At 65.6% G+C, this 20,245-nt stretch carries 17 protein-coding genes; 10 read left to right on the top strand and 7 right to left on the bottom strand.

Annotated features, from left to right (window positions below; all coding sequences use genetic code 11):
* Positions 1–25: 25 nt before the first annotated feature.
* From QWY79_RS08925 to QWY79_RS08905, 5 genes are all read right to left on the bottom strand, one after another.
* The gene (locus QWY79_RS08925; protein WP_290271930.1) at positions 26–730 is read right to left on the bottom strand and encodes an ABC transporter ATP-binding protein; all 705 of its coding nucleotides are present in this window, start codon (positions 728–730) and stop codon (positions 26–28) included.
* Positions 731–863: 133 nt separating this feature from the next.
* Positions 864–1,634 (bottom strand): ABC transporter ATP-binding protein, encoded by a 771-nt coding sequence (locus tag QWY79_RS08920; RefSeq protein WP_290271928.1) that lies wholly within the window; start codon positions 1,632–1,634, stop codon positions 864–866.
* 120 nt (positions 1,635–1,754) lie between these two features.
* Entirely contained in the window at positions 1,755–3,200 is a 1,446-nt protein-coding gene (locus tag QWY79_RS08915) for a sodium-dependent transporter (protein WP_290271926.1), read from the bottom strand.
* Positions 3,201–3,458: 258 nt separating this feature from the next.
* A complete protein-coding gene (locus QWY79_RS08910) occupies positions 3,459–3,785 on the bottom strand; it encodes a hypothetical protein (RefSeq protein ID WP_290271923.1) in 327 nt (108 codons plus the stop codon).
* A gap of 43 nt (positions 3,786–3,828) precedes the next feature.
* Positions 3,829–4,101 carry a hypothetical protein gene (locus tag QWY79_RS08905; protein WP_290271921.1) on the bottom strand — a complete coding sequence of 91 codons (273 nt, stop codon included), beginning with the start codon at positions 4,099–4,101 and terminating at the stop codon, positions 3,829–3,831.
* 270 nt (positions 4,102–4,371) lie between these two features.
* On the opposite strand from QWY79_RS08905, the gene QWY79_RS08900 reads away from it, so the two are divergent.
* The gene (locus QWY79_RS08900) at positions 4,372–5,343 is read left to right on the top strand and encodes an alpha/beta fold hydrolase (protein WP_290271919.1); all 972 of its coding nucleotides are present in this window, start codon (positions 4,372–4,374) and stop codon (positions 5,341–5,343) included.
* 163 nt (positions 5,344–5,506) lie between these two features.
* Positions 5,507–6,889, top strand: coding sequence for an FAD-binding oxidoreductase (locus QWY79_RS08895; RefSeq protein WP_290271917.1), 1,383 nt, complete (start codon positions 5,507–5,509; stop codon positions 6,887–6,889).
* Positions 6,890–7,000: 111 nt separating this feature from the next.
* Here the strand turns inward: QWY79_RS08895 and typA are convergent, their stop codons facing one another.
* Positions 7,001–8,848 (bottom strand): translational GTPase TypA, encoded by a 1,848-nt coding sequence (gene typA, locus QWY79_RS08890; protein WP_290271914.1) that lies wholly within the window; start codon positions 8,846–8,848, stop codon positions 7,001–7,003.
* Between the two features lie 583 nt (positions 8,849–9,431).
* Here typA and glnA point away from each other — a divergent pair.
* The 4 genes from glnA (at position 9,432) to glnG (ending at position 14,291) form a co-directional block, all read left to right on the top strand.
* Positions 9,432–10,838 (top strand): glutamate--ammonia ligase, encoded by a 1,407-nt coding sequence (gene glnA / locus QWY79_RS08885; RefSeq protein WP_290271912.1) that lies wholly within the window; start codon positions 9,432–9,434, stop codon positions 10,836–10,838.
* A gap of 198 nt (positions 10,839–11,036) precedes the next feature.
* Entirely contained in the window at positions 11,037–11,603 is a 567-nt protein-coding gene (locus QWY79_RS08880) for a DUF4124 domain-containing protein (protein ID WP_290271910.1), read from the top strand.
* Between the two features lie 242 nt (positions 11,604–11,845).
* Positions 11,846–12,892, top strand: a complete 1,047-nt coding sequence (gene glnL, locus QWY79_RS08875) for a nitrogen regulation protein NR(II) (protein WP_290271908.1) — start codon at positions 11,846–11,848, stop codon at positions 12,890–12,892.
* A complete protein-coding gene (gene glnG, locus QWY79_RS08870; protein ID WP_290271904.1) occupies positions 12,885–14,291 on the top strand; it encodes a nitrogen regulation protein NR(I) in 1,407 nt (468 codons plus the stop codon). The genes glnL and glnG overlap by 8 nt, the downstream gene beginning before the upstream one ends.
* 262 nt (positions 14,292–14,553) lie before the next feature.
* On the opposite strand, the gene QWY79_RS08865 is transcribed toward glnG, so the two are convergent.
* Complete coding sequence (locus QWY79_RS08865) at positions 14,554–16,377, bottom strand: aminopeptidase P family protein (RefSeq protein ID WP_290271901.1); 1,824 nt, start codon at positions 16,375–16,377, stop codon at positions 14,554–14,556.
* A 180-nt stretch (positions 16,378–16,557) separates the two neighbouring features.
* Here QWY79_RS08865 and QWY79_RS08860 point away from each other — a divergent pair, with 180 nt between their 5' ends.
* From QWY79_RS08860 to QWY79_RS08845, 4 genes are all read left to right on the top strand, one after another.
* Positions 16,558–17,511 carry a hydroxymethylglutaryl-CoA lyase gene (locus QWY79_RS08860; protein ID WP_290271900.1) on the top strand — a complete coding sequence of 318 codons (954 nt, stop codon included), beginning with the start codon at positions 16,558–16,560 and terminating at the stop codon, positions 17,509–17,511.
* 2 nt (positions 17,512–17,513) lie between these two features.
* Positions 17,514–18,719: a CaiB/BaiF CoA transferase family protein gene (locus QWY79_RS08855; protein ID WP_290271898.1), complete on the top strand. Its 1,206-nt coding sequence runs from the start codon at positions 17,514–17,516 to the stop codon at positions 18,717–18,719.
* A gap of 62 nt (positions 18,720–18,781) precedes the next feature.
* Complete coding sequence (locus QWY79_RS08850; protein ID WP_290271896.1) at positions 18,782–19,780, top strand: Bug family tripartite tricarboxylate transporter substrate binding protein; 999 nt, start codon at positions 18,782–18,784, stop codon at positions 19,778–19,780.
* Positions 19,777–20,241, top strand: a complete 465-nt coding sequence (locus QWY79_RS08845) for a tripartite tricarboxylate transporter TctB family protein (RefSeq protein WP_290271894.1) — start codon at positions 19,777–19,779, stop codon at positions 20,239–20,241. The genes QWY79_RS08850 and QWY79_RS08845 overlap by 4 nt, the downstream gene beginning before the upstream one ends.
* The last annotated feature ends 4 nt before the right edge of the window (positions 20,242–20,245 follow it).

Genomic DNA, 20,245 nt, shown 5'->3' with positions numbered 1-20,245 from the left:
TGGTTCCGTCGATGCCGAGCCAGGCTCAGCCGCCCAGAAAGCTCTTGGCGACATCCGGGTCGGCCAGCAGGGCCGCGCCGGTATCGGTGAAACGGTTCTGACCAGCGGCCAGTACGAAGCCTTTGTCGGCTATGGCGAGCGCCTGCTTGGCGTTCTGCTCGACCATCAGGATGCCGACGCCGGCGGCGTTGACTTCCTTGACCCGCTCGAAGATCTCGTTCATGTACAGCGGCGAGAGGCCGGCGGTCGGTTCGTCGAGCAACAGCAGGTCGGGCTCGGGCATCAGGGCACGGCCCATGGCCACCATCTGGCGCTGGCCACCCGAGAGCTCACCGGCCGGTTGGTGGCGTTTCTCCTGCAGGGGCGGGAAGAACTCGTAGACGCGTTCCAGCATGCGTTTGACGTTGTCGGGCTTGAGGTAGGCGCCCATTTCCAGGTTTTCCTGCACCGTCATGCTCGGGAAGACGTTGTGCTCCTGGGGCACGAAGCCCATGCCACGGCGTACCAGCTTGTTGGGTGGCAGGTTGTGGATGGGGTCGCCGTTGAGCAGGATTTCGCCCTGGTTGACCGTGAGCAGGCCGAAGATGGCCTTGAGCATGGTCGACTTGCCGGCGCCGTTGGGGCCGACGATGACGCCGACCTCACTGGCTTCGATGGCCATGTCCACCCCGTTGAGGATGTTCATGCCGCCGTAGCCGCCATGCACGTCGCGTGCGTCGAGTAGAGGCATAAGGTTTGGGTCTCTGCGTACGGGGCTGCGGAAATACGGCCGTGGGCCTGGTGGCTGCCGGGCCGGGCTAGCCAGTCAGTATTTCCGTGTTGCCCCCTTTGTTGTTCATGAGCTGCCGAGGCCGGGCTTGCGTTCAGGCCACATTGGCACCGAAGTAGGCCTCGATGACTCTTTCATCGTTGCGGATCTGTTCGATGGTGCCTTCGACCATCACGCTGCCCTGGGCCAGCACGATCACCGGATCGCAGAGGCGCGCGATCATGTCCATGTCGTGTTCGATGACCAGGAAGGTGTAGCCCATCTCCTGGTTGAGGCGCTCGATGTTGCGAATCAGGTCGCCCAGCAGGGTGCGGTTGACCCCGGCGGCGATCTCGTCGAGCAGCACGATTTTGGCGTCGGTCATCATGGTGCGACCGAGTTCGAGCAGCTTCTTCTGCCCGCCGGAGAGGTTACCGGCCAGTTCGTTGCGCACGTGATGCAGGCCGATGAAGTCGATGACTTCGTGGGCGCGGCGGCGTACTTCGGCTTCTTCCCGGCCCACGGCGCCGGGCTTGAACCAGGTGTTGAAGAGGTTCTCGCCGGCCTGACGGGGCGGCACCATCATCAGGTTCTCGAGTGCCGTCATGTGCGCGAATTCGTGGGCGATCTGAAAGGTGCGCAGCAGGCCCTTGTGGAACAGTTCGTTGGCGGGGCGGTTGGTGATGTCCTCGCCCTCCAGCTCGACCCGGCCGCTGTCGAGCGGCAGGGCGCCGGCGATGATGTTGAACAGGGTCGACTTGCCGGCGCCATTGGGGCCGATCAGCCCGGTGACGGAGCCTTGGCCGACCTGGATCGAGCAGTCGTCGATGACCTGCAGGCCGCCGAAGGCCTTGTTGACGTTGTGGACGTCGATGATGGCAGACATGGTGGGGATTCCGTCTGTGTCATTCATTGTTTTGCCATGGCGGATCACGCCATGGCTTGTTGTACACGGCTCGGTGTTGCGTGCCCCGGCGGAGTGGTGTCGCCACCCGGTCCCGAGGGCTCAGCGGCGGCGCGGGTGTTCCGTCCGCATGATACGACTGGCGGCAAAGGCCCCCACGATCACCGTGGCACCGATCACGGGCAGCAGGTAGCCGTCAATCTGCGGGATGGCGCGCAGGAAGACGAACGCCACCGCCGCCGGCGATATAAAGCGTACCAGAAAGCGCCAGGTGTGCAGCCATCCTTCGCTGGTCCGCAATTCCTTCATGATTTCACCATGAGTCAACGCCCAGCCGGCAAAGAGCGCGACCATCAGGCCGCCGAGCGGCATGAGGATATGCGTGAGCAGCTCCATCAGCTGGAAGGCGCTGATGCCCAGGAGATCATGGAAGGGGCTGTCGCTGGACCAGACGTTGAAACTGAAGACGGTGAGCAGGCCGAGGGCCCAGCTGGCGATCACCATGGCCGCCACGGATTGCGCCCGGGTCAGGTCGAAGCGTTCGACCAGGAAGGCGGCGACCGGCTCGATCATCGAGATGGCCGAGCTGATCGCGGCACCCAGTACCAGGATGAAGAACACCGCGCCGACCAGCGAGCCGCCCGGCATTTCGACGAAGGCCAGCGGCAGGGTGATGAACATCAGGCCCGGGCCTTCGGCGGGGTCCAGGCTGGCGCCGAAGACCAGGGCGAAGATGGCCAGGCCGGCGATCAGCGCCACGGCGGTATCGATGACCACGATGGCCAGTGCCGTGCGGCTCAGCGAGACCTCGCCGGGCATGTAGGCGCCATAGGCCATGAGTGCGCCCATGCCCAGGCTCAGGGTGAAGAAGGATTGGCCCATGGCGGCCAGCCAGCCTTCGAAGCTGAGGTCGCTCAACTGCAGGGTCAGCAGGAAGTCGACCGCCGCCGGCATGTTGCCGTGCATGACGCTGTAGGCGAGGATCACCAGCAGAATGACCAGCAGTGCCGGCATCATCAGGCGCAGGGCATTCTCGATGCCGCGATGCACGCCAAGGCCGACGATCAGGCCCGAGGCGGCGATGAACAGGGTGTGATAGAGCGTCAGCAGCGCCGGCGAGGCGAGCAGGCTCTGGAAGCCGCTGGAGGCGAGCTCGGCATCGGCGTTGGCCAGCGCTCCGGTCAGCATGCGCCAGGTATAGTGCAACGCCCAGCCGGCTATCACCGAGTAGAAGCTGAGGATGATCAGGGCCGCGGCGGCACTCAACCAGCCGATCGACTCCCAGGCCCGCGAGGCGTTGTGGGTGCGGCTCAGAAAGCGCATGCCCATGATCGGGCTGCGCCGGCTGCTGCGCCCCAGCAGGATCTCGGCGATCAGGATGGGCACGCCGATGATGCACAGCGTGACGATGTAGATCAGCAGGAAGGCGCCCCCGCCGTTCTCGCCGGCCAGGTACGGGAAGCGCCACAGGTTGCCGAGCCCGACCGCCGAGCCGACGGCGGCCAGCAGGAAGGTCCCCTTGTGCGTCCAGATGTTGTTCGTGCTCATGGAGGTCCTGCCATAGCCGTGTCGCTTCGGTCCGCTGCCGCCTGCTGTGTCAGGCGTTCGGTATGAGTCGCTGCTGGTACTCGGGCATCGGGATCGAGGCTGGCCTCGTCCCGTCTGCTGCAAGTTCCGCAGGCCGAAAGATGCCGCACTTTGCTGCTTTGCCGCATCGACGTCAACTCTGCGCTATCGAGGTGTTACCTGGCTAGTGTGCGAGCGTTTAGGCGTCGTTGGCCGAACGGCTGGCAATGGCGCTCCGGATCAGTCTTCCGCTTCCTCGTCGTCTGCCTGGGGATGATCGGGCTCCAGGGCGCGCGCGCTGTCGGGCAGGCGCACGGTATCGCCTACCGAGAGGTCGCCGAGACTCTGCTGGCGCTTGCCGTCGGCGGAAGCGATCAGGGCCACCACGTCGCCGATGTTGGTGCCATCGTCGAGTCTGGCCTCCACGCGAACCCGCACCGTGGCGCCCTTGTACAGCCCCGAGATGATGCTGCCGACATGCGGCTCGGGGAAGTCGTCCGGGTGGTCGGCGAAGTAGCGCAGTACGCTCTTGTCACCCGGTTGGTCCCATTCGATGTGCTTGTGCATGAGCGTACCTCGTGTGTCAGGGGGGTATCTGGGCGTGGCGTGCTTACTGCACCGTGGTCACGCCGGGCGGGGCGTCGAAGCGCACCTCTTCCCAGCCGACGGTGATGGTTTCGCCGATCAGTTCCTTGACGGACTTGGCGCCTTCGCCGCCCAGGCCGACGATCTCGGCGACAAACTTGCCGTCCGGCAGGCGTTCGGTGACGCGGCAGTTGAGCACGCGTCCCACGTTGTCCTGCACGAAGAACTCCTGACCTTCCTGCAGCTTCTTGGCATTGCTGTCGGGTGCCTCAACGGGCTTGAGCGAAATATCGGCCATCTGAACGTCACTCCATCGCAGTGAGTAAGGAACCTTCAGCCTATCATTCGCCAGTCGTCGCGACGACTGCCTGTTGGCGCGCCTTTCTGGGTCGGTCGCGCCCGGCGCGCTGGCTGGCAGGGAGTCGGCCGGCGTGTCGCAAGTCGCCAGGGGATACGCTAGCCTCAGTATATGAGGCAGGTGATCAATTTTTGCACAACGTCGGACAGTGTCCGCATCGCCTATGCAACGGCCGGGCGAGGCCCGCCCTTGTTGCGTGTGGGCGGGTGGATGACCCACCTGGAACGTGATTGGGACAGCCCCATCTGGCGTCACTGGCTGCGTGAATTGACGCGCGAGCACACCCTGGCGCGGTTCGATATTCGTGGCTCCGGCCTGTCCGACCATCGGGTGCACGAGCAGGGGCTGGAAGCCTGGTTGCATGATCTGGAAGCGGTGGCCAACGCCCTGGGCTGGCGGCGCTTTCCGTTGTTCGGCATCTGCCAGGGAGGCGCGGTGGCGGCCGCCTATGCTGCGCGTTATCCCGAGCGGGTCAGTCACCTGATTCTCTACAATGCCTATGCCAATGGCGCCTATTCTGCGGGCGTCAACCAACAGCAGTCCGATGAGGCCCGCGCACTGGAGCAGCTGATCGAAGTCGGCTGGGGCCACCCCAACAGCGCCTTTCGTGAGGTCTTCGCCCGGCTGATGTCACCCCGCGAAGCGGCTGACCAGGTGGTGTGGTGGGAGCAGTTGCAGCGCTATACCGCGGAGCCGGATGATGCGGTGCGACTATGGCGGGGCTTTCATGAACTGGACATTCGCCCCCAGCTGCCGCAGGTCCAGGCGCCCACCCTGGTGGCCCACGTCAAGGGCGACCATATGGTGCCCTTCGAGGCGGGACGGCGCCTGGCCGCACAGATTCCGGACGCGCATTTTCTGCCGCTGGAGGGCAGGAACCATATCCTGCAGACCTCGGATCCTGGCTGGCCGTTGCTGGTCACCGAGTTGCGGCGGTTCCTGAGTGGCATGTCGGCCCATGCCGTCGCCCCGCCACCCGGCTTCGATGACCTGACGCGTCGTGAACAGGCCATCCTGGATGCCGTGGCCCGGGGTCTGGCCAATCCGGGCATTGCCGATGAACTTTCCATTTCGCCCAAGACGGTGCGTAACCACGTCAGTCGAATCGGCAGCAAGCTGTCGGTGTCCAGCCGTGCGGAGATGATCGTCAAGGCGCGAGAAGCGGGCTTTGGCCATGCCTGATGCGCCACTCGGGACATCCGTCTCAAGCCTGGAGCAATTCTTCGGCTCGATTCGGGACACCTGCCTCATGCCGGCCGCCTCCGGTCACGCCTAGGTTAAGTCCAGGGCCCCTTCCTGCGGGCCTGATGTGGCTTTCATAGCGGCGGATCAAGAGGTGATCGAAATGGACACGGCAACAATCGACAATTTCAGGGGGGTGTTCAGGGGCAGCATCATCCTGCCCGAGGATGCGGCCTATGATGACGTCAGGGCGCTTTACAACGGCATGATCGATAAACGCCCGCGGCTGATCGCGCAGTGTATGGATACGGCCGATGTGGCCACGGCCGTGCGCTTCGGCCGCGAGCAGGAGCAGTTGATCGCCGTGCGTGGCGGCGGTCATAACGGTCCGGGCCTGGGCAGCTGCGATGATGGCCTGCTGATCGATCTGTCGCGGATGACGGGGGTTCATGTCGATCCGGACAGCGCGACCGTCAGGGCACAGCCCGGCTGTACCCAGGGCGACCTGGATCATGCCACGCATGCTTATGGGCTGGCCGTGCCGGCGGGCATCGTCAGTACCACCGGTATTGCCGGGCTGACCCTGGGCGGCGGGCATGGATATCTGAGCCGGCTGCACGGCTTGACCGTCGACAATCTGGTCGAGGCCGAAGTGGTGCTCGCCGATGGTCAGATCGTGATTGCCAATATCAACCGTCATGAGGATCTGTTCTGGGCACTACGTGGCGGCGGGGGCAACTTCGGCATCGTGACCAGCTTCCTGCTGCAGGCCCATCCGGTGCATACCGTCTTCGCCGGGCCCATCTTCTGGGATCTGGCCCATGCCCGGCAGATCATGGCCTGGTACCGCGACTTTCTGCCCGAGGCTCCCAGGCAGCTGGGCATGTTTCTGGGGCTGAAGCGTGTGCCTTCGATGGCGCCATTTCCGGAAGCGCTGTGGGACCGCCTGGTGTGCGCGCTGATGTGTTGCCATACCGGGCCCGAGGAAGAGGCCATGGCGACCATGCAGTCGGTCAGGGAGGCGCTGCCGGAGCCGTTGATGGATGGCATGACGCGCATGCCGTTTCCCGCCTGGCAGTCCGCCTTCGATGCCATCCTGCCCAAGGGCCTGCAGTGGTACTGGAAAGGCGATTTCGTGCACGAGCTCAGCGACAGGGCCATCGAGGTGCATCTCGAGCATGCCGCGCGGATTCCGTCCGGCAGTCTGTCGCTGATGCACCTGTATCCGATAGACGGCGCCGTGCACGATACCCAGGGCGACGCCATGGCCTGGCCATGCCGGGAGGCGACCTGGTCGATGGTGATCGCCGGAATCGATCGGGACCCGGCCAGGGCCGAGGCCGTGACCCGCTGGGCGCGCGACTACTGGGAGGCCCTGCACCCGTTCAATGACGGGGGCGGTTACATCAACTTCATGATGGACGAGGGCAGCGAGCGCATTCAGGCGACCTATGGCGCCAACTATCCGCGGCTGGCGCGGATCAAGGGGCGCTACGATCCGGACAACACCTTCCGCGTCAACCAGAACATCCTGCCGGCTTCCTGATCCGGAGGCCGGGACGGCGCCACGCCGAGCTGCCCGGCAAGGCACGACCCGCCAACAAAAAGCCCACCGCTGAGGGTGGGCTTGGCGTGATGCCGAAAGGCCGGACGGCGCTCAGTTCTTCTTGGAGCGCTTGCGCTCGTTCTCGGACAGCAGCTTCTTGCGCAGGCGGACGTGGTTGGGAGTGACCTCGACGATTTCGTCGTCGTCGAGGAATTCCACGGCCTGCTCCAGGGTGAAGCGCACGGGCGGAGTGAGCACCAGGGCTTCGTCACTGCCGGAAGAACGCATGTTGTCGAGCTTCTTGGCCTTGGTCGGGTTGACCACCATGTCTTCGGCACGGTTGTTGATGCCGATCAGCATGCCTTCGTAGACCTCGGTGCCGTGCTCGACGAGCAGCTTGCCGCGATCCTGCAGGGCGAACAGGGCATAGGCCAGGGCCTTGCCGCTGACCATGGACACCAGCACGCCGTTGCGGCGTTCGACGGAGGCCTCGGGGCGCAGCGGACCATAGCAGTCGAAACGGCTGGTCAGGATGCCGGTGCCCGAGGTCAGGGTCAGGAACTGGCCGCGGAAGCCGATCAGGCCGCGCGCCGGGATGCTGAAGTCGAGGCGCACACGACCCTTGCCGTCGGGGTGCATGTTCTTGAGCTCGCCCTTGCGGTAGCCGAGCTCTTCCATGATGGCGCCCTGGTGCTGCTCTTCGCAGTCGATGATGACTTCTTCGTAGGGCTCCTGGTTGACGCCGTCGATCTCGCGGATGATGACCTCGGGGCGGCCCACCGACAGTTCGAAGCCTTCACGACGCATGCTTTCGATCAGCACGGCCAGGTGCAGCTCGCCACGCCCGGAGACGACGAACTTCTCGGGGCTGTCGCCCTGCTCGACACGCAGCGCCACGTTGTGGATCAGCTCCTGCTCGAGGCGCTCCTTGATGTTGCGGCTGGTGACGAACTTGCCGTCCCGGCCGGCGAACGGCGAGTCGTTGACCTGGAAGGTCATGGAGACGGTCGGCTCGTCGACCGTCAGGGCCGGCAGGGCCTCGACGTTGTTCGGGTCGCAGATCGTGTCGGAAATGGCCAGGTTCTCGATGCCGGTGATGCAGACGATGTCGCCGGCGGTGGCCTCTTCGGTCTGGACACGCTCCAGGCCCAGGTGGGTCATGACCTGGCCGATCTTGCCACGTCGCTCCTTGCCTTCCTTGGTGACCACGCTGACCTGCTGGCCGGGGCGCATGGCACCGCGGGTGATGCGGCCCAGGCCGATGACGCCGACATAGCTGTTGTAGTCCAGCGCCGAGATCTGCATCTGCAGGGAACCTTCGCGCTCGACCTTGGGCGGCTCGACGATATCGACGATGGCACGGAACATCGGTGTCATGTCGTCGGTCAGCTGGTCCGGCTCTTCACCGGCCACGCCGTTGAGGGCGGAGCAGTAGATGATCGGGAAGTCGAGCTGGTCTTCACTGGCGCCCAGGTTGTCGAACAGGTCGAAGATCTGATCGATGACCCAGTCCGGACGCGCGCCCGGGCGGTCGATCTTGTTGACCACGACGATCGGCTTGAGGCCCTGATCGAAGGCCTTCTGGGTAACGAAGCGCGTCTGCGGCATGGGGCCATCGACGGCGTCGACCATGAGCAGCACCGAGTCGACCATCGACATCACGCGCTCGACCTCGCCGCCGAAGTCGGCGTGTCCCGGCGTATCGACGATGTTGATGTGGTAGTCGCGGTCTTCCGGGCTATGCCAGCGGATGGCCGTGTTCTTGGCCAGGATGGTGATACCGCGTTCCTTCTCCTGGTCGTTGGAGTCCATGATGCGCTCCTGGGCTTCCGCCTTGCGGTCCAGGGTGCCGGACTGCTGGAGGAGCTTGTCGACCAGGGTGGTCTTGCCATGATCGACGTGAGCGATGATGGCAATGTTGCGAAGGTTCGCGATGTTGGAACTTGCGTTCGTGCTCATAGGGTGTGGATCGCCAGTTTGTACGCACCTATGTACACGTTGTGTTCAGTACCCTAGGCGCGGGGCAGGGAAGTTTAGGGCGCGCATTGTACAGGCTAGGCCGGCCAGGTAATAGCGTATTTGTGTGATACGCGCGGCGGGCCGGGTACAAGGCGCGCCACGGTGGGGTTGGCAAGGGCGTGAGAGCGAAGTGCGGGCGGCTGGCCTGGCCGGTCGGGTGCCGGGACGCGAGCGAGCCGCCACGGTGCACCTTTATGGTGCGTCAGGGTGTTTCGTGCCCTGTTTTGGTTCGCTGAAACGGGCCCTGGATGCCCCTGACGCGGGGGATATCGGCCGCGGCATTCATGTGGGGCATCGCAGGATATAAATATTTCCCTTTGATATCATGTGGTTATTTTTTCATCGGTGTGGCGTGCGCCATTTTGGCACGCTTTCTGCTTCATCATTGCAAACGCCATGGTCGTCCTGGCGGTTGTAGGCAGCTGCACCACTGCGTGCTACAACAATGGCTACCCGACCAGCGGCCAGGACGCTTTGAATACGCTTCAGAGTTAACGAGCCAAGCTCATTTGTGGAGGACCTCATGTCTGACAAGACTCTCGCCCTGATTGAAGAGCACGATGTGAAGTGGATCGACCTGCGCTTCACCGATACCAAAGGCAAGGAACAGCACGTGACCATCCCGGCTCGGGATGTCGACGAAGAGTTCTTCGAGAACGGCCAGATGTTCGATGGGTCTTCCATCAACGGCTGGAAGGGCATCAACGAGTCGGACATGATCCTGCGTCCGGAAGACGGTACCGGCTATCTCGATCCCTTTACCGAAGACGCGACCCTGGTCCTGCGTTGCGACATCATCGAGCCCGCCACCATGCAGGGTTATGAGCGCGACCCGCGTTCCATCGCCAAGCGTGCCGAGGCCTATCTGCAGTCTTCCGGCCTGGGCGACACCGCCTTCTTTGGCCCGGAGCCCGAGTTCTTCATCTTCGACGAAGTGCACTGGAAAGCCGACATCGAAGGCGCCATGTACAAGATCAGCTCCGAGGAAGGTGCCTGGGCCACCGATCGCCACGTCGAGGGCGGCAACATGGGCCACCGGCCGCGCGTCAAAGGCGGCTACTTCCCGGTGCCGCCGGTCGACAGCTTCCATGACATGCGGGGCGCCATGTGCAACACCCTGGAGGCCATCGGCCAGAGCGTCGAAGTGCATCACCATGAGGTCTCCAACGCCGGCCAGAATGAGATCGGCGTCAAGTTCAACACCCTGGTGAAGAAGGCCGACGAACTTCAGGAAATGAAGTACGTGGTGCACAACGTGGCCCACGCCTACGGCAAGACGGCGACCTTCATGCCCAAGCCGGTGGTGGGTGACAACGGCAGCGGCATGCACGTTCACCAGTCCTTCTGGAAGGACGGCCAGAACCAGTTTGCCGGTGACGAATACGCCGGCCTCTCGGAAATGGCGCTGTACTACATCGGCGGCGTGATCAAGCACGCACGCGCCCTGAACGCCTTCGCCAACGCTTCGACCAACTCCTACAAGCGTCTGGTGCCGGGCTTCGAGGCGCCGGTGATGCTGGCCTACAGCGCCCGTAACCGCTCCGCTTCCATCCGCATCCCGTATACTGCCAGCCCCAAGGGCAAGCGCGTCGAGCTTCGCTTCCCGGACCCGACCGCCAACCCCTACCTGTGCTTCGCGGCGATGCTGATGGCCGGCATCGATGGCATCAAGAACAAGATCCATCCCGGCGATGCCATGGACAAGAACCTCTATGACCTGCCGCCGGAAGAAGGCAAGGCCATTCCGACCGTGGCCGAGAGCCTGGATCAGGCGCTGGCGGCACTGGATGCCGACCGTAGCTTCCTCACTGAGGGTGGCGTCTTCACCGACGAGACGATCGATGCCTACATCGAGCTCAAGTCCGAGGATATCGAGCGCCTGCGCATGACGACTCACCCGATCGAGTTCGACATGTACTACAGCTGCTGAGAAGAGGCGGCGCTCGGCGCCGCTCTCCCGGTATCGACAAGGGCACGCCTGCGGGCGTGCCCTTTCTGGCTGCGTCACCGGCCAGTGGTGCCGGCGATGTGGGAAGGCCGCTGGGCCCCGGCCCGGCGAACGCCGCGGCGCTGATCTATAGTCGGGGCGTGAGCCCATGTCGGCGTCGAGAACGCCGGGAGCCTGACCATGACCCGCAATGGCCTGCGGGGCCTGGCACTCTGCCTGACCCTCATTCTCCCCCTGGTCGTATTCGCCGAGACACTGTATCGCGCGACCGATGCCCAGGGGCGGGTGCGCTACTCGGATGACCCGGCCAGCGGCGGCGAGCCCGTCGAGCTGGCGCCGATCAGCGTGGTGCCGGCCCTGCCGGGGGCGTCGGCCGCGCCGACCGCCAGGGACGACGGGCCGCGTCGGGCGGGTGCTTCGCGGCCGGCCTACACCACCTTTGCGATCGCCACGCCTGCCGACGAGAGCACCCTGCCGACCGGTGCCGCGGGTAATGTGCAGGTGCGCCTGGCCATTCGTCCGGCCCTGCGGGCGGGGCATCGGTGGCGCCTGCGCCTCGATGGGGAACTCGTCGGCAGCGCGACGCGTGAGCCGGCCATCCCGCTCACCAATCTGGCGCGGGGCCGTCACCGCCTACAGGCCGAGTTGCTCGATCAAGGCGCACAGGTGCTGCGCCGCACTCCGGCAGTGACGTTGCATGTGCGCCGAGCCAGCGTCAATCGGCCTGCTGCCGCTTCCCGCGACTGACGTCGCAGCCTGCTCGCTGGGTGTGCGTGGGTGGCGCACGGGCTTCTCCAGCCGTGTGCATGCACCATGCTTGTGCACTAAAATGGTGCATAGTGTGAGATGCCGTCATGCGCCGGGGCCCATGTGTCGGCGCCGGTGACATGGCGTGCTTTTTGCAACGATCTCTCCCAGCGGGTCAGGCGTCTCCCGGGATGGCCTGGCCCCGGCCGGATACTTCTTCTTCGCGCACCTCGGGACCGTCCATGTATCAACGCTTGATGGAACATCTCACCACCGCCGTACTGCTGCTCGACGGCGAGTTGCGGCTGCAATGGATGAACCCGGCCGCCGAGGCCCTGCTGGCTCTCAGCCATATGCGGGTGCAGGGCCAGGCGTTGCCGGAACTGATCTCCAGCGAGGCCGACATCGGCGAACTGCTGGCCAAGGCGCGTGACGAGTTTCACCCCTTCACCCAGCGCGAGGCACGCCTGACGCTGGCGACCGGGGACATGTTGACCGTGGACTACACCGTGACGCCCTTGACGGCGGACGAGCTGCTGCTGGAGGTCGAGCCGCGTGACCGTCTGCTGCGCATTTCGCGGGAAGAGGCCCTGCAGACACGGCAGGAGACCATCAAGGTGCTGGCGCGGGGGCTGGCACATGAGGTCAAGAACCCGCTGGGGGGAATTCGCGGGGCGGCGCAGTTGCTCGAGCGCGACCTCGAAGGCTCGCAGTTGACGGAGTTTACGCGAATCATCATCGAGGAGGTCGACCGCCTGCGCGACATGGTGGATGCCATGCTGGGTCCGAACCAGGTCGAGCGGCATGCGTCGCTGAACATTCACAAGGCGCTGGAGCGGGTGCGCTCGCTGCTGGTGGTCGAGCATCCGAGCGTGACCATCATCCGTGACTATGACCCGAGCCTGCCGGAACTCTCGGGGGATGAGGCGCAGATGATCCAGGCCATCCTCAATGTGGCGCGCAATGCCGTGGAGGCCATGACCGAGTCCGATGTGCCGGCGCCCAGCCTGATGCTGCGCACGCGGGCGCGTCGCCAGTTCACCCTGGGCGCCGAGCGCCACCGGCTGGTCTGCGAGGTGACCATCATCGACAACGGTCCGGGGATTCCGGAGCGGCTGCGCGAAACCCTCTTCTATCCCATGGTCTCGGGGCGCGCCGAGGGCAGTGGGCTGGGGCTGTCGATTGCCCAGTCGGTCCTGCATCGCCATCACGGGCTGATCGAGTGCGATTCCGCGCCCGGCCATACCGAATTCCGCCTGCTTATTCCGCTGGAGAAACCTCATGAGTGAAGTCGCTCGCGTCATGATCGTCGACGACGACCGCGCCATCCGCTGGGTGCTGGAGCGGGCGCTGGCGCAGCCCGATCTGGAGGTCGAGTGCGTCGAGCGCGCCGATAACGTCCTGCCCCGCCTGCTCGAGGACCCGCCGGATGTGCTGGTGACCGATATTCGCATGCCGGGCATCGACGGCCTGGACCTGATGGCGCGCGTGCGCGAATCCCATCCGGACCTGCCGGTGATCGTCATGACGGCGCACTCGGACCTCGACAGTGCCGTGGCGTCCTACCAGGGTGGCGCCTTCGAGTACCTGCCCAAGCCCTTCGATGTCGACGAGGCGCTGGCCCTGGTGCGTCGTGCCGTGGCCCATGCCCGGGAGCGTGAGCGCCCGGTCACGCCCCCCGAGGGACTGGAGACCGAGATCATCGGCGAGGCGCCGGCCATGCAGGAGGTCTTCCGCGCCATCGGTCGGCTGGCGCAGTCGCACATCACGGTGCTGATCAACGGCGAGTCGGGGACCGGCAAGGAGCGCGTGGCGCAGGCGTTGCACCAGCACAGCCCACGCGGCAGCAAGCCCTTCATCGCCCTGAACATGGCGGCGATTCCGCGGGACCTGATCGAATCCGAGCTGTTCGGCCACGAGAAGGGCGCCTTCACCGGCGCCACGGCGCAGCGCCAGGGGCGATTCGAGCAGGCCGATGGTGGCACCCTGTTTCTCGACGAGATCGGCGACATGCCGGCCGAGACCCAGACCCGGCTGTTGCGCGTGCTGGCGGATGGCGAGTTCTATCGCGTCGGCGGTCACACCCCGGTCAAGGTGGACGTGCGCATCATCGCGGCGACCCACCAGCACCTCGAGGAACTGGTCAATGAAGGGCGCTTCCGCGAGGACCTCTTCCACCGCCTCAATGTGATCCGCGTGCATCTGCCCAAGCTGGCCGACCGACGCGAGGACATTCCGCGGCTGGCCCGGCACTTCCTGATCGAGGCGGCCAAGGAGTTGTCGACGGACGCCAAGGTGCTGACCGAGGAAGCCGAGACGCACCTGACCCGCCTGCCGTGGCACGGCAATGTGCGTCAGCTGGAAAATACCTGCCGCTGGCTGACCGTGATGGCGTCGGGGCGCGAGGTGATGGTCGAGGATCTGCCCCCGGAACTGCGGGATGCCGAGAGCGTCGGCGTCTCCGGGGACTGGCGCGTCGCCTTCCGCGACTGGGCCGACCGCGCCCTGGCGGCCGGCCACACCCACCTGCTGGAAGAAGCCGTGCCCGACTTCGAGAAGATCCTCATCGAGACCGCGCTCAAGCACACCGGCGGGCGCAAGGGCGACGCCGCCGAGCTGCTCGGCTGGGGCCGCAACACCCTGACCCGCAAGCTCAAGACGCTGCTGCCGGAGATGGCGGAGGACTGAGCCACGAGCTACGAGCCACGAGCTGCGAGAATCGAGCCGCGCGTCATGCGGGAGGTTTTGGGGGCTGAGCGGCCGGAGCCACCATCCCGCTCGCCTCACGCCTCACGCCTCACGCCTCGCGTGCCGGCTTGATGGCTGAGCGGCCGGAGCCACCATCCTGCTCGTTCCTCGTTCCTCGTTCCTCGTTCCTCGTTCCTCGTTCCTCGTTCCTCGTTCCTCGTTCCTCGTTCCTCGTTCCTCGTTCCTCGTTCCTCGTTCCTCGCTACTTCTGATTGCGTGCCAGCGGCTGGGTACGCTTCTCCAACCAGGCGAGGGCGTCGCCGTCGAGCTTGGGCGCGAGCCGTTCGCGGACCTCGGCGTGGTAGGCGTCGAGCCAATCGATCTCGCTGTCGTCGAGCAGGCTGGGGTCGATGCAGCGGGTGTCGATGGGGCACAGCGTCAGTGTCTCGAAGTACAGGAAGTCGCCGAATTCGCTCTCGACCGCCGGGCGGTTGGCCACCAGGTTCTCGATGCGAATGCCCCATTGGCCGGGGCGGTACACACCGGGCTCGATGGAGGTGATCATGCCCGGTTGCATGGCGGTGTGCGGCGCCGTGGGCGCCTGCCAGGCGATGACCTGCGGGCCTTCGTGGACGTTGAGGAAGTAGCCCACGCCATGCCCGGTGCCATGCCCGTAGTCGCGGCCGGTGCGCCACAGCGGCGCCCGGGCGATGGCGTCGAGCTGGGCCGAGGGAATGCCGCGCGGGAAGTGGCTGCGGGAGAGTCCGATGGTGCCCTTGAGCACCAGGGTGTAGTCCTCGCGCTGCGCCGCGCTGATCTCGCCGACCGGTACCACCCGGGTGATGTCGGTGGTGCCGCCGGGATACTGGCCACCTGAGTCGATCAGCAGCAGGCCATTGCCCTCGATGGCCGAGTGAGCCTCGGGGATGGCGTGATAGTGCGGCAGGGCGCCGTTGGCGTTGAAGGCGGCTATGGTCGAGAAGCTGCGGCTGACGAAGCCGGGGCGCGCGGCGCGTGCCCCGGTGAGCTGTTCGTCGACGGTCAGTTCGGTGACCGTCTCGCCGCGCTCGAGTGCCGCCTCCAGCCAGGCGAAGAATTCGCACAGGGCGGCGCCGTCCTCTTCCATGGCCTGTCGGACGTGCTTCAGGTCGTTTTCGCTCTTGCGCCCCTTGAGCAGGGTGCTGGGCTGGTAGGCCTCGATCAGATCGGCCGTGCCGGGCAGGGCCTCGCGGGTGCCCAGGGTCAGGCGGGCCGGGTCAATCAGGACACGCGCGGCGTCCGGCAGTGCCGCGAGTTGTGCCGTCCAGTCGGCATAGGGCGCCACCCGGATGCCATCGTCGGCGAGGGCCTGCGTCAGCGAGTCATCCAGCTTGCCGGGGGCGACGAACAGCGTCGCGCTCTCGCGGCCGAGCAGCAGGTGGGCCAGGAAGACCGGATTGAAGTCGACATCGTCACCGCGAAGCTGGGTCAGCCAGGCGATATCGTCCAGCGTCGAAATGGGGTGCCAGTCGGCATCCCGCTCGGCCATTCTGTCGCGCACACGGGCGAGACGCTCGGCACGGCTCTCGTCCAGGTAGGCGGGATCGTGGGCATAGAGCGGCGCCTCGGGCAGGTCAGGCCGGTCCGGCCAGATGGCGTCGAGCAGGTCCAGATCACTGCGCAGCCGGATGTCCGCCGCCGACAGCTTTTCGTCCAGCCGCCGGGCACTGGCCAGGGAGACCACCTGGGCATCGAAGCCCAGGCTGGCACCGGAGGGCAATTGCTCGGCCAGCCAGTCGATCGGCGCATCGCCCTGACCGGGGTGAAGCTTCATCAGCTCGATGCCACTGCCGGCCAGCTGTGCCTCGGCCTGCACCCAGTAGCGGCTGTCGACCCAGAGGCCGGCGCGTTCCTGCGTGACCACCAAGGTGCCCACCGAGCCGTCGAACCCCGACAGCCAGGCGCGGCCACCCCAGTGCGCCGGCAGGTACTCGGAGTTGTGCGGGTCGGAAGACGGCAACCACCAGGCATCGATGGCGTGTTCGCGCATGGCCTCGCGCAGGGCCGCCAGACGGGCTGCCGGGGTAGCAGGGGCTTCACTGGACATGGGTCGGGCTCCGGTTGAAGGGGGATAGGATGACAGCGCCTGGACCATAGCATATTGCGGCTCAGCGCCGCGCTTCCCGAGGGGGCAGTGTTTTCCTAAACAAAAGGGGAATGGGCGGGGCGCCGGCGGCCGTCCTATAGTGAGGCGGCTGATAGTTTGTCCCATCGTTCAGGAGGCGGGATGTCCCAGGTCGCGAATCCACCGTCGCGCGTCCGGATCACCGAGGTCGGGCTGCGCGACGGCCTGCAGAACGAGCCGGTCGTGCTGAGCACGGTCGACAAGCTCGCCCTGGTCGAATCCCTGCTGGCGGCCGGTGTCACGACCTTCGAGCTGACCTCCTTCGTCAGCCCCAGGGCGGTGCCGGCGCTGAGTGATGCCAGTGAGCTGGTGGCGGCGGTGCGCGCGCGTCGCGCTGATGTGCATCTCTCGGCGCTGGTGCCCAATGTGCGTGGCGCCGAACGCGCCCTGGCGGCGGGCGTCGATGCCGTGGTGCTGTTTGTCTCTGCCTCCGAGACGCACAACGCTCGCAACGTCAATGCCTCGGTGGCCGAGTCGCTGGCCGGCTTCGCGGCGGTGGCGCGCCGCCTTGAAGGCAGCGGCATCGAATTGCGTGGCGCCATCGCCACCAGCTTCGGCTGCCCCTTCGAGGGCGATGTGCCGGTCGAGCAGGTGGGACGCATCGCCCGCGACATGGCCGGGCTAGGCATTCGGCGCATCGCGCTGGGCGATACCACCGGCATGGCCACACCGCCGCTGGTGAGCGAGCGGATTCAGCACCTGCGCGAGGTGGTGCCGGAGGTCGTGCCGGCCCTGCATTTCCATAATACCCGCGGCATCGGGCTGGCCAATGTCATGCAGGGGCTGGCGCTGGGCGTCGAGGACTACGAGAGCGCCATCGGCGGGCTGGGCGGTTGCCCCTTCGCGCCCGGCGCCTCGGGCAACATCGCCAGCGAGGATCTGGTCTACCTGCTCGACGAAATGGGCATCGACAGCGGCCTGAGCCTCGACGGCATGATAGAGACCGCCGGTGTCGCCACGCGCCTGATGGGGCGGGCGCTGCCGGCCCAGGTATCCCGGGCGGGGCCGCGCCTGGCGCTGCATGATGCTTCCGCCGTTCCCACTGCACGAGGATGATGATGTCGGATTCGCCGTCCCAGTCCGGAGGCTCCCTCGAGGGCATCCGCGTGATCGACCTGACCCGGGTGATTTCCGGGCCCTTCTGTACCCAGATGCTGGGCGACCATGGTGCCGAGGTGATCAAGGTCGAGCCGCCCGGCCGGGGCGACATCGTGCGCTCCCAGGGCAATATGGTGAACGGCTTCAGCTGGTACTTCGCCCAGTTCAATCGCAACAAGCGCTCGCTGACGCTGGATCTGCGTCAGGAGGCGGGCAGAGAGATCCTGTGCCGCCTGCTGGATGACGCCGATGTGCTGGTGGAAAACTTCCGTCCGGGGGTCATGGCCAAAATGGGGCTGGATGACGCCACCCTGCGCGAGCGCTTTCCCCACCTGGTGGTGGGGCGCATCAATGGCTTCGGCTCCACCGGCCCCTATCGTGACCGGCCGGCCTACGACTTCATCGCCCAGGCCATGAGCGGCTTCATGGGCGTCAACGGACCGCCGGACGGCGAGCCCATGCGCGCGGCGCCGCCGATCAGCGACATGGTGGCCAGCCAGAACCTGGCCTTCGGCATCAGTGCGGCCCTGGTGCGACGCGCACGCACCGGGCAGGGCGAGATCGTCGAGACGGCGCTGACCAATGGGCTGATCAGTATGATGGGCTACCTGGCGGCGGAGTACTTCGCCACCGGCGAGGTGCCCGGGCGCACCGGCAATGACCACCCCATGCTCTATCCCTACGGGCTCTTCCAGGCCAGTGACGGCGAGGTCGCCATTGCGCCGAGCAATGACATCATGGTCGAGCGTTTCCTCGGTGCCCTGAACATGCAGGAGCTGCTGGAGGAAGAACGCTTCGCCGACAACCGCCGGCGCATGGCCAACCGCGAGCCGTTGCGCGAACTGCTCAACCAGGTCATTTCACAGCGCAGCGTCGAGGAATGGATCGCCCACTTCAATGAAGCCGGCGTGCCCTGCGGGCGCGTCCAGGATCTGCGCGAGACCTTCGAGGACCCCCAGGTGGTGGCTCAGCAGATGATGCTGCAGCTCGATCAGGGCGAACATGGGCAGGTGCCGACCACCGGGTTTCCGGTGAAGATGAGCGAAGCGCCGGCGTCGCTGCATTTTCCGGTGCCGGGGCTCGGCGAGCATACCGCGAGTCTGCTCGACGACCTGGGGCTGGATGACGCCGCCCAGCAGGCATTGAGGGACAAGGGCGTTATATGAGCAATCGCCGTTGTAACTGCAAGACACAGTATTGATTGATGACAACAACAAGGAGCAGAACGATGTCGACTCAAACCACCAAGATCATTCCCCGCCTGGGTGCCTCCGCACTGCTGGGCCTGGGGCTCGTCGTCAGCCTGCCGAGCCAGGCCCTGCCCATCGATGAATGCATCGCCCCCGCCGACCCGGGTGGCGGCTGGGACTTCACCTGCCGCTCGGTGGGCAAGCTGATGCGTGAGCTGGAGCTGGTGGATGGCAGTGTCCAGGTCACCAACATGCCGGGTGGCGTGGGTGCCGTGGCGTTCTCCAATGTGGCCAGCAAGCGAGCCGATGACAGCAACCTGATGGTGGCCACCAGCACGGTCGGGGTGACCCAGATCGCTCAGGGTCGCTACCCGGAAGGGGCCGACGCCATGCGCTGGCTGGCCATGCTGGGCACCGATGTGGGGGTGATCCTGGTCGATGATGACAGCCCCTACGAGACCCTCGACCAGCTGCTCGAGGATATCGTCGAGGATCCGTCCTCGGTGGCCATGGCAGGCTCCAGCGGCGCCGGTGGCTGGGATCATATCCGTGCCCTGCGCCTGGCCAAGGCGGCGGGACTGCCCGGTGATCAGATCGGAGCGATGCGCTGGGTCCAGTTCGATGGTGGCGGACCCGCCGTGACGCAGATGATGGGCGGCCATGTGGATGTGGTATCCACGGACCTGGGCGAGATTGCCGGCTTCATCGAGTCGGGGGATGTGCGAACCCTGGCGGTGTTGGCCGAGGAACCGCTGCCCGAGCCGTTCGAGGAACTGCCGACGGCGGTGTCCCAGGGCTATGACGTGACGGGCTATAACTGGCGTGGCTTCTACACCGGGGGCGAGGTGTCGGATGACGACTACAACGCCATGGTCGACACCCTGAAGTCGCTTTACGACAGCGATGAATGGAAGGAAGTGGCGGCACAGAATGGCCTGGTTCCCTTGTGGCGTGGTGGAGAAGAGTTCAGCAACTTCGTGCGCCAGTCCATCGAAGACGTCGAGGAAATTTCGCGCGAGATCGGAGTGATGCAGTGAATGCGGAGGCACCGGTAGAACGCGCCGCCCTGGGGGATCGCATCGCCGGGGCGGTGCTGGCGGTACTGGCCCTGGCGGCCTGGTGGCATGCCCAGAACTTCGTGGCGGGCTTCATGCAGCCCGTCGGCCCGGCGGTCTTCCCGCGCCTGGTCTGCGTGCCACTGGGCCTGCTGGCCCTTTATCTGATGGTGCGTCCCGGTATCAATCATCGCTGGCCGGGCGCGGCAGCGTTGTGCCGTCAACTCGGGGTGCTGCTGGTGCTGGGGACCTATGCAGCCTTTATCGAGCCCTGGGGCTTTGTGCCCACGACCCTGGTGACCGCCGTGCTGTTGTTGCGCCTGTTCGGTGCCAACTGGCGACAAGCCCTGCCGTACGGCGTGCTGCTGGGGCTGTCGCTGTACCTGCTGTTCGAGTTTGCGCTGGGGATTCCCCTGCCCGACATGCCCGGCCTGGGTGTATAGCGTT

Source organism: Halomonas sabkhae (genome assembly GCF_030409265.1).
GTDB lineage: Bacteria > Pseudomonadota > Gammaproteobacteria > Pseudomonadales > Halomonadaceae > Halomonas > Halomonas halmophila.
This window is presented reverse-complemented; position numbering and strand designations above follow the sequence as displayed.